Source organism: Staphylococcus sp. HMSC065D05 (genome assembly GCF_001813195.1).
GTDB lineage: Bacteria > Bacillota > Bacilli > Staphylococcales > Staphylococcaceae > Staphylococcus > Staphylococcus epidermidis.
The window spans coordinates 42667-50179 of the sequence record NZ_KV811775.1 but is presented as its reverse complement, the minus strand read 5'-3'; the positions used below and the strand labels follow the sequence as shown (position 1 = coordinate 50179).

At 29.8% G+C, this 7513-nt stretch carries 12 protein-coding genes and 1 pseudogene; 9 read left to right on the top strand and 4 right to left on the bottom strand.

The window, feature by feature from the left end; all coding sequences use genetic code 11:
• Together HMPREF2897_RS11880 and HMPREF2897_RS11875 are read left to right on the top strand one after the other, a co-directional pair.
• Nucleotides 1–355: pseudogene (locus HMPREF2897_RS11880) on the top strand (hypothetical protein); the annotation flags it as partial.
• A gap of 11 nt (nt 356–366) precedes the next feature.
• Entirely contained in the window at nt 367–666 is a 300-nt protein-coding gene (locus tag HMPREF2897_RS11875; protein ID WP_002457245.1) for a hypothetical protein, read from the top strand.
• Between the two features lie 268 nt (nt 667–934).
• Here the strand turns inward: HMPREF2897_RS11875 and HMPREF2897_RS11870 are convergent, their stop codons facing one another.
• Nucleotides 935–1267 carry a DUF1310 family protein gene (locus HMPREF2897_RS11870; RefSeq protein WP_256276810.1) on the bottom strand — a complete coding sequence of 111 codons (333 nt, stop codon included), beginning with the start codon at nt 1265–1267 and terminating at the stop codon, nt 935–937.
• 132 nt (nt 1268–1399) lie between these two features.
• Here HMPREF2897_RS11870 and HMPREF2897_RS11865 point away from each other — a divergent pair, with 132 nt between their 5' ends.
• The 5 genes from HMPREF2897_RS11865 to HMPREF2897_RS13210 all read left to right on the top strand — a co-directional run bounded on the left by HMPREF2897_RS11865 (nt 1400) and on the right by HMPREF2897_RS13210 (nt 2989).
• The gene (locus HMPREF2897_RS11865; protein WP_002490755.1) at nt 1400–1657 is read left to right on the top strand and encodes a hypothetical protein; all 258 of its coding nucleotides are present in this window, start codon (nt 1400–1402) and stop codon (nt 1655–1657) included.
• 4 nt (nt 1658–1661) lie between these two features.
• Nucleotides 1662–2066: a DUF1433 domain-containing protein gene (locus HMPREF2897_RS11860; protein ID WP_002457242.1), complete on the top strand. Its 405-nt coding sequence runs from the start codon at nt 1662–1664 to the stop codon at nt 2064–2066.
• Nucleotides 2056–2442: a DUF1433 domain-containing protein gene (locus tag HMPREF2897_RS11855; protein WP_002490761.1), complete on the top strand. Its 387-nt coding sequence runs from the start codon at nt 2056–2058 to the stop codon at nt 2440–2442. Before HMPREF2897_RS11860 ends, HMPREF2897_RS11855 begins: the two co-directional genes overlap by 11 nt.
• Before the next feature lie 170 nt (nt 2443–2612).
• Nucleotides 2613–2675, top strand: coding sequence for a hypothetical protein (locus tag HMPREF2897_RS13215; RefSeq protein ID WP_229378760.1), 63 nt, complete (start codon nt 2613–2615; stop codon nt 2673–2675).
• Between the two features lie 188 nt (nt 2676–2863).
• On the top strand, nt 2864–2989 hold the full coding sequence (locus tag HMPREF2897_RS13210; RefSeq protein WP_020366806.1) for a hypothetical protein: 126 nt from the start codon (nt 2864–2866) through the stop codon (nt 2987–2989).
• A 98-nt stretch (nt 2990–3087) separates the two neighbouring features.
• Here the strand turns inward: HMPREF2897_RS13210 and HMPREF2897_RS11850 are convergent, their stop codons facing one another.
• Both HMPREF2897_RS11850 and HMPREF2897_RS11845 read right to left on the bottom strand, forming a co-directional pair.
• Nucleotides 3088–3441 carry a hypothetical protein gene (locus HMPREF2897_RS11850; protein WP_002457239.1) on the bottom strand — a complete coding sequence of 118 codons (354 nt, stop codon included), beginning with the start codon at nt 3439–3441 and terminating at the stop codon, nt 3088–3090.
• A gap of 11 nt (nt 3442–3452) precedes the next feature.
• Nucleotides 3453–3920, bottom strand: coding sequence for a hypothetical protein (locus HMPREF2897_RS11845; protein ID WP_070593330.1), 468 nt, complete (start codon nt 3918–3920; stop codon nt 3453–3455).
• A 484-nt stretch (nt 3921–4404) separates the two neighbouring features.
• On the opposite strand from HMPREF2897_RS11845, the gene HMPREF2897_RS11840 reads away from it, so the two are divergent.
• Entirely contained in the window at nt 4405–5142 is a 738-nt protein-coding gene (locus tag HMPREF2897_RS11840; protein ID WP_002457237.1) for an amidohydrolase family protein, read from the top strand.
• A 416-nt stretch (nt 5143–5558) separates the two neighbouring features.
• On the opposite strand, the gene HMPREF2897_RS11835 is transcribed toward HMPREF2897_RS11840, so the two are convergent.
• Nucleotides 5559–6866 carry a TrkH family potassium uptake protein gene (locus tag HMPREF2897_RS11835; protein WP_002474948.1) on the bottom strand — a complete coding sequence of 436 codons (1308 nt, stop codon included), beginning with the start codon at nt 6864–6866 and terminating at the stop codon, nt 5559–5561.
• Between the two features lie 224 nt (nt 6867–7090).
• Between HMPREF2897_RS11835 and HMPREF2897_RS11830 the strand changes: the two genes are divergently transcribed.
• Nucleotides 7091–7435 carry a DUF4260 domain-containing protein gene (locus HMPREF2897_RS11830; protein ID WP_038813099.1) on the top strand — a complete coding sequence of 115 codons (345 nt, stop codon included), beginning with the start codon at nt 7091–7093 and terminating at the stop codon, nt 7433–7435.
• Nucleotides 7436–7513 lie beyond the last annotated feature (78 nt).

Here is a 7513-nt window from a genome sequence, read left to right as displayed (position 1 = left end):
TCTACGTGATCGAATACATAAATATGATGATGTACTAAGAACCATTGAGGAATATGAAAGGGAGACAAAGAAAAGCTCCCAACGCATCCTAGACAAATATGAATCTGAATTGTTGAGTGGTTCCCATAAATTTATAAGTCCGAATGATTTGGCCGAGTATATGGAAGCCCTAGCACAAGGAGGGTCTGTAGGGAACTTAGAATTTTATGATAATCATTTAATGGAACAAGTAACGCAAGATATACATCAAAATAAAAAAGCGTTACTACAATTTGCAGAAAAACTAGAATATGCAGCAGATAAATTTGAAGAAAAAGATTTAGAGGAAAGCGATGTATTTGGACTATTTAGTTAGGGGTGACATAGATGAGTTCGAAAGATGCAGAAAAGAAACAAAGAGAATTGGCGAGACTGGAACAATTAAAACAAGCTATGCGATCAGAAACAGAAAGTATGGTAGAGCAAGCCAAATCAGATGTAGAAACACGTAAAAACGACATTCAACAAATCATTGAAGTCATCAACAGTGCAGGGCAAGAATTAGATGAAGTATTTGAGGGCGAAGCAAGTGAAGCTGCACAAACAAATGTAACGAAATTAAAAAGTAAGAATATTGATATGAATACAGATTTTGAATTCTTAGTCGACTCATTTGAAGTATATTAAGCAAAGCCCACCCATCAGCAGAAGTGTTGGTGGGTGTTTTTACATTAAATAGAGGTCAATAACATAAATAAGCTACGGACACACCAATTTTCATTAATATAGGTGAGTGGAATGAGGAAGATGAAGAATTAGACAATGAGGTAAATAAAGTAGCAGACGAACATCCAACCAGACCGGTATTTGTTGATGATGTATCGTTGGAGGACTAATAATGAAATTTAAAAGCACTAACTATTCATTAGCTTGAGTAGTTAGTGCTTTTCTGATGTTAAAACCCCAAAATTAGAGGTGGATCTGCTTCGTAGTCTTTTTTATTAAGTTTTTTCTCTTTAATTAATTCGGAAGGAGTTTTCTGTTTATCAGAAAAGGTTTTTATATATTTTTCAGTCAAATCCTTAGACTGGCCTAAATCTCCATTAAATTGATAATTTGTTTCTTTATTTAGCTTTACGTTAAAATATAAATTTTTTTTATTATTGATGTGTCCTTTTAATTCAATGCTTCCCATTGGAGTTTTTTGTATTGAATCAATTGAAGAATTTTCGTAATTACTTAAATTATTTTGAAAAAAAAGATCTATCCTTTTTTTTTTGAGTATCAATATAGTGTTTTTCTGTGTTTTTATTATACATATACAATCCCCCTAAGATTAATGTTATTATACATACAAATAGGAATACAATTTTTTTATTCATACAAGTACCCTCTTTTCAAAAATAGTAAGGAGCAAATTATGGTACATACTGATCAAGACTTTAGAAACCTGTCAGAAGAAAGTTATGAAAATTATGAAATTGGAGATACAGTAAAACATGATGGTAAGACTTTTGAAATTATGGAAAAACGAGATGATACCCAAAATGGTTTAAGATCTTATGCATTTGCACCAGTTGTTAATGGAAAGCCAGACACGAATAATATTGTGATGGGTTACGCTGGTACAGGCCCTCTTAGTATGAAGATTGTATGTTATTTCACTTCAAAGGAATGATTGTTTGAATAAAAAAATAATTTTAATATTCATTGTATTAATTAGTATAGTATTAATTATAGGAGGCGTCTATTTAAAAATGAAGAATGACAAACAAAAAGAAAAAGAGCAACAATACTATGATGAACAAAAAGAAAGGATAACATTATATATGAAATATAATGTTAAAGATTTCAAAAGTATTGATTTTACAAGTTGCGAAAGAGATCCAATGGGAGGTTACGCAATTAAAGGTTATATTAATAATAATAAAAAATTAAGCTTTACTGCGTCTGCTTATTTAGATGAAAAAAATCAATTTGAAGGAGATTACTCAAGTACTGAAGAATTTGATAAAATAATTATTAAAAATCCTAAAACAGTTTCAGAAATAAAAAAAGAAGAGAAAAATAAAGAAAATGAAAATTAAAACTCTAGTTTTATTAATACTAGTAATTGTAATTATAGGTTCAAGTGGTTATTTAAAAATGAAGAATGACAAACAAAAAGAACAAGAAGAGAAATACTATGATAAACAAAAAGAAAGAATTACTCTTTATATGAAGTATAACGTAAAAGACTTCAAAGCTATTAAATTCACAGAAATTAAGAAGAATCCAATGGATGGATATGCAATAATAGGTTACATAAACAACGATAAAGGTAAAATTTTCACTGCACACATAGGACAATTTGATAACTATCAATTTGAAGATGTGTTATCAACAAGTTCAGAATTGGAGTCAATGATGAAGTCTAAAGAAAAATCTGTTTCAGTAATCAAAAAAGAACAATCTAAAAATTGAACGAATAAAAATTGATTACACCACTTCTCATAGTGGTGTTTTCTACGCTGAGAAACGTATTGTGATGCATCGAGTTTTATTCTTGTGTAACCTATGTTTAAAGTGTAAATATAACTGCATGAAATACGAACAACATTGCTGGTCAATCGATATTTGAAATAGGTCGCAGATTGAAACATGTTAAAGAAAATGATTTAGCACATGGAGAATTTAGCAAGTGGTTAAAAATTTAAATTTAGATTGGAATACTGATAACAGATTTATGAAGGTTTCATCAGAATTACCAAATTCTGATACGTACCACAATTTAGGTTCAAGTGCTTTATATCTTATTACAACTCTCCCCGAACCAGAACGCACCAAAGAACACATAACGTCAAATTGAGAAACTAAAACACCAGACGAGATGACTGTTCGAGAATTGCGAGAGTTAAAGAAACAACTTAAACAACGAGATGAACAAAATGCTCAACTCCAATCACAAGTGGGACAAGCACAACGCTCTGAATCAATCGCACGTAAGAAAATAGAAGATGCTGAGAAATAAACGAAAAAAGTATCCTAATAGAACTAAAATTATAAATGATGTTCTATTAGAGGGTTAAAATTAAAAGAGCCTAGCAAATCAATGCTAAGCACTTATTTTTATACTCTTAAATCAAGATATAACTTTTCTGCATATGGTAATAATTCAGGTATATAATTTCTAGCGTAGCCTTCTATAAATCTTAAAGTTTGAGAGTCTGTTATTTCGTCATATTTACCCACATTTTCAATTAATATAGATTTAAATTCTTCAATGTTCATATCATCAGTACTTTTGTTATTAGACAACCTTATAAATGCCATAAATACTTTTTCAAATTCATCTAGAGTGATACCTAAATCTAAACATAAAAGACTTATTGATTTTGTATTGTAAGGATGATGTCCTACGATTTCAGCTAGTTCTGAAACTGCTTGATATAGTAACCTTATATCATCTTTATTTTCAAACATTATTTTCACTCCTAAACAAGTAATTTAATACCTTCTTTTACTGCAACTTTAACTTGACCAGCGAGGCCTTTTTTAACGCCAGCTTCTACTAATCCTCTATACACTGCATCAGCAACTGAGTTAGCTGGGACTTTAGATAATTTTAACAAAGGTCGTAGTTTTGCATCAATTGCGTCGAAATTTTTTGAAACAGCATTTGTTGCTTTTTGATTGCCAGTAAAAGTTTTAACTACACCTACTAATTTACCTTTATTATTTAATATACCCTTAATAGCTTTTTTAGTAAGATATGTCCCACCTACATAGGTTTGTACATCTTTTTTGTTTTCATTAGTTTGTTGATTTGTCTTGTTATCTAGAGGTTGTTGAACATTGCTATTTTGCGTTTGAACTTGTTCTTCTGCACTTGCTAAAGGTGAAACACATGTTAATAAAACAGCACTTAAGACTAGTGATCCAACAGTTTTTGTGATTTTCATTATACAGTGATCTCCTTTAATAGTGAATTTGCAAAAACAAAACTTTGCAATATAAGTATAAGACTAAGCAAACATAAAAAGTTTAATAATTTGTAAGTGTCTATGTTCTATGCCTAGTAGTCTAATGTAAAAAACACTACCATTAAATGAGAGAGTATGTCATTTTAAAAAGAAGTGCCCTAAAATTCTAATTGATCATTTACAGCAAGATAGATAACACCACTTAATTGTGGCGTTTTTTACGCTGAGAAACGTACTGTGTTGCATCGAGTTTTATTCTTGTGTAACTATGTGTTTTAAGTGATTGATAAACGCTCTGTAATATTCCTACAAACATCAATTTAAGCAACATTTTGCAGAGTTTTAGAAGTGGATGAAGTAAGGTGTAAACAACATTTAGATTTTTATTTGTATATTAAATAATTTTTTTTTCTATTAATATGATAGAGTTTTAATTAAGTAACTCTAAAAAAGGAGAAGAAAAATGAAAAAATTTGATGCTCATTTACATATAATAGATTATGAATATCAAATAAATGAAAATAACGGTTATATGCCACTTGAATATAAAAGCGAAGTTAATTCTTTAAATATTATAGGTGGCGCTATTGTTTCAGGATCTTTTCAAGGTTTTGACCAGTCATACTTAATTGATACATTAAATAAATTAAATGGTAATTATGTAGGAGTAACACAATTGCCTCATTCTGTTACTGATGATGAATTGATTTTTTTAAATAATCAAGGTGTTTCTGGCTTGAGGTTCAATGTAAAACGTGGTGGTTCAGAAGACTTATCAAAGCTTGAATATTTTGCAAAAAGAGTAAATGAAGTTGTTGGCTGGCATACAGAATTATATATTGATTCGAAGAAATTGTCTGATATTAAAACAACTATTAAAAAGTTACCTGCAGTTTCAATAGATCACTTAGGGCTGTCAAAAGAGGGATTACCACATATGCTTGATTTAGTTGAACAAGGTGTGAAAGTAAAGGCTACTGGCTTTAGCAGGACTGATTTAGATATTCCCAATACTTTGAGATCTATATATAATATTAATCCAGAAGCACTAATGTTTGGTACAGATTTACCATCGACCAGAGCACCATACAGGTTTAACGAGAATGATATTCAAATTATAGAAAATAATTTCACTAACGAAGAGTGTGAGAATATATTTTATAAAAATGCAACGAAGTGGTATAGGATAAAAGAAATTTAAGTTGATGTAAAATTATTGCTATTCTTTGCCCCAAATTACTTTTGTTTTTTCAATTTTACCATTTTACACACAACTGATTAGTCAATGTAAACGTTGATATGACAATACTTATAGCGATTATCATATCAATAGATAAACGGTTTAATGAACTCCCGCCGTCTCCACTATACAGAGGCTGGGACATAATTCCTAGCAAAATAGCCAGTAAATGAGTTTTTATAAATTCATTTACTGGCTTCTTTATATAATAAAAAAGAAGCGCTTTTGTAGGTTTATACTTAACAAATGCGCTTCTATATCCTTTCACAGTTAAAATTTTAGAACTTAAAATCCTTTCAATTACGCTTTAAATAACTTAGAAATTATGTACATATTTTTTAACCCTTGAATATTAACTCTACAGTAATTGGAACTCATTATAGGTGAATGTGTCCTTTTGTATATCTATAATTTTTAGGGTCTTTAGGTGGAACAAGGGCTCTACTAATATTCAGTAATCCAATTTTACCACATAACATTACGATAATAATAATAAACTCAGTCCAATTATAGTATTCGGAAGTTAAATCCATAGTGAGACCGACTGTACCGAATGCTGATACGACTTCGAAGAGTATTTTGATTAAAGGTATATTGGAATTGATTATGGTAAGTATAAACGTAACCATACCGATAAATGCAATAGAAATGAGAATAGTTACGAAAGACAACTGTATGTATCTTTCTGATATTTCTCGATTAAATATAGAGTTATTTTTTTCTTTGCGTATTGTATTAAAAATAGCGATTGTTGCAACAACAAAAGTTGTAACTTTTATACCACCTGCAGCACTCAATGGTGCACCTCCAATAAACATGAGAGCCATAAGTAATAAAGCTGTAGGTGTTTTAATGTTTCCAACGTCAATTGTGTTAAATCCTGCAGTCCTTGTTGTCACTGATTGGAAAAATGCATTTCCTATTTTTTCAATTAATCCCATGTGTAACATAGAGTTTTGATTTTCTAGTAAAAAGAAGAAAACTGTGCCTATCAAAATTAATAAACCAGTGGTCGTTAACACGAGTTTAGAGTGTAGGGATAATTTTCTAAAACTTTTGGCGTTCCACAAATCAACCACAACTAAATGCCCCAAGCCTCCCAAAATGATAAGTATTGGAATAGTGATAATGATTACCGGATCATTTGAAAAGTCGATTAAGTTGTTTTTAAAAAGGGCGAATCCTGCGTTGTTAAATGCGGAAACTGAAGTGAATAGACTTAAAAATAGACCTTTACCTATACCAAATTTTGGAATAAACGATAAACATAGACAAAGTGTACCAAATAATTCAGTGGCGATGCTGTATATGGCTAGATGTTTAATAAGTTTAATTACACCACCGGGTTCGTCAATATTCCAAGTAATCATAAATAAAATTCTATTGTTAATTGATATTTTCTTATTTAAAAAGATGAGAGTTAGCATTGCTACTGTAACAATACCTAATCCACCAATTTGTATAAGTAATAAGATAATGATTTCCCCAAAAATATTAAATTGTGTTCCGACATCAACTGGTGATAGACCAGTTACTGTGAATGCACTAGAAGCTACAAACAATGCGTCAATAAAGTTAATGGGTTTCCTTCCTGTATAGGGCAAATAGAGTAGAAAAGCACCAATTAAAGTTGTCAACAGAAATAACATAAGATAGAAATATAAAGGTTTATTTACTTTGCTCATAAATTTCCACCATTCTTTATATGAGTTATATAACAAAGATGATAATATCATAAGTGAATTTTAAAGTGTAATAACTTGTTAAAGTTTTTAAATATTTACTATTTACAGTGAGCATAAGCACGATATTAGCTTTAAAAAGATGCTTAGCCTGAATAAGTGATAATTTTTAAAATTGTAGTAGTAAGTATTCAATTAAAATACATCAAAGTAAAGTGGGGGTTAATATGCGTAGTGTAATTAAGTTGGAAAATGCATTTATATTTATAATCACAATCGCTGTTTATTTTAAATTAGAATTTTCTATATGGCTGTTTTTACTTTTACTATTAGTTCCAGATATTTTTATGTTAGGATATGTGATTAATAGAAAAACAGGTAGTTATGTCTACAATATTGGACATACGTGTATCATACCTATAATTATCGCGCTATTATATTTATACATTGATGAAAAGTTACTTTTACAGATTGCTTTAATATGGTTAGCTCATATTAGTATGGATAGAACTATGGGTTTCAGACTTAAATATTCATCAGATACTGATAAAACGACAATACAAAAGATATAATCATAGTTTTCTGAATAGATATTCCAAGTTATACAAATCAATGGTATTAACGATTTAATATAATACAGTAATGGAGAG

What these genes read in the sequence shown, in the direction of transcription:
- HMPREF2897_RS11835 (WP_002474948.1), bottom strand. Translation starts at nt 6,866, where the DNA reads ATGAGCAAAGTAAATAAACCTTTATATTTCTATCTTATGTTATTTCTG.
- HMPREF2897_RS11875 (WP_002457245.1), top strand. Translation starts at nt 367, where the DNA reads ATGAGTTCGAAAGATGCAGAAAAGAAACAAAGAGAATTGGCGAGACTG.
- HMPREF2897_RS11845 (WP_070593330.1), bottom strand. Translation starts at nt 3,920, where the DNA reads ATGAAAATCACAAAAACTGTTGGATCACTAGTCTTAAGTGCTGTTTTA.
- HMPREF2897_RS11855 (WP_002490761.1), top strand. Translation starts at nt 2,056, where the DNA reads ATGAAAATTAAAACTCTAGTTTTATTAATACTAGTAATTGTAATTATA.
- HMPREF2897_RS11840 (WP_002457237.1), top strand. Translation starts at nt 4,405, where the DNA reads ATGAAAAAATTTGATGCTCATTTACATATAATAGATTATGAATATCAA.
- HMPREF2897_RS11865 (WP_002490755.1), top strand. Translation starts at nt 1,400, where the DNA reads ATGGTACATACTGATCAAGACTTTAGAAACCTGTCAGAAGAAAGTTAT.
- HMPREF2897_RS11830 (WP_038813099.1), top strand. Translation starts at nt 7,091, where the DNA reads ATGCGTAGTGTAATTAAGTTGGAAAATGCATTTATATTTATAATCACA.
- HMPREF2897_RS11850 (WP_002457239.1), bottom strand. Translation starts at nt 3,441, where the DNA reads ATGTTTGAAAATAAAGATGATATAAGGTTACTATATCAAGCAGTTTCA.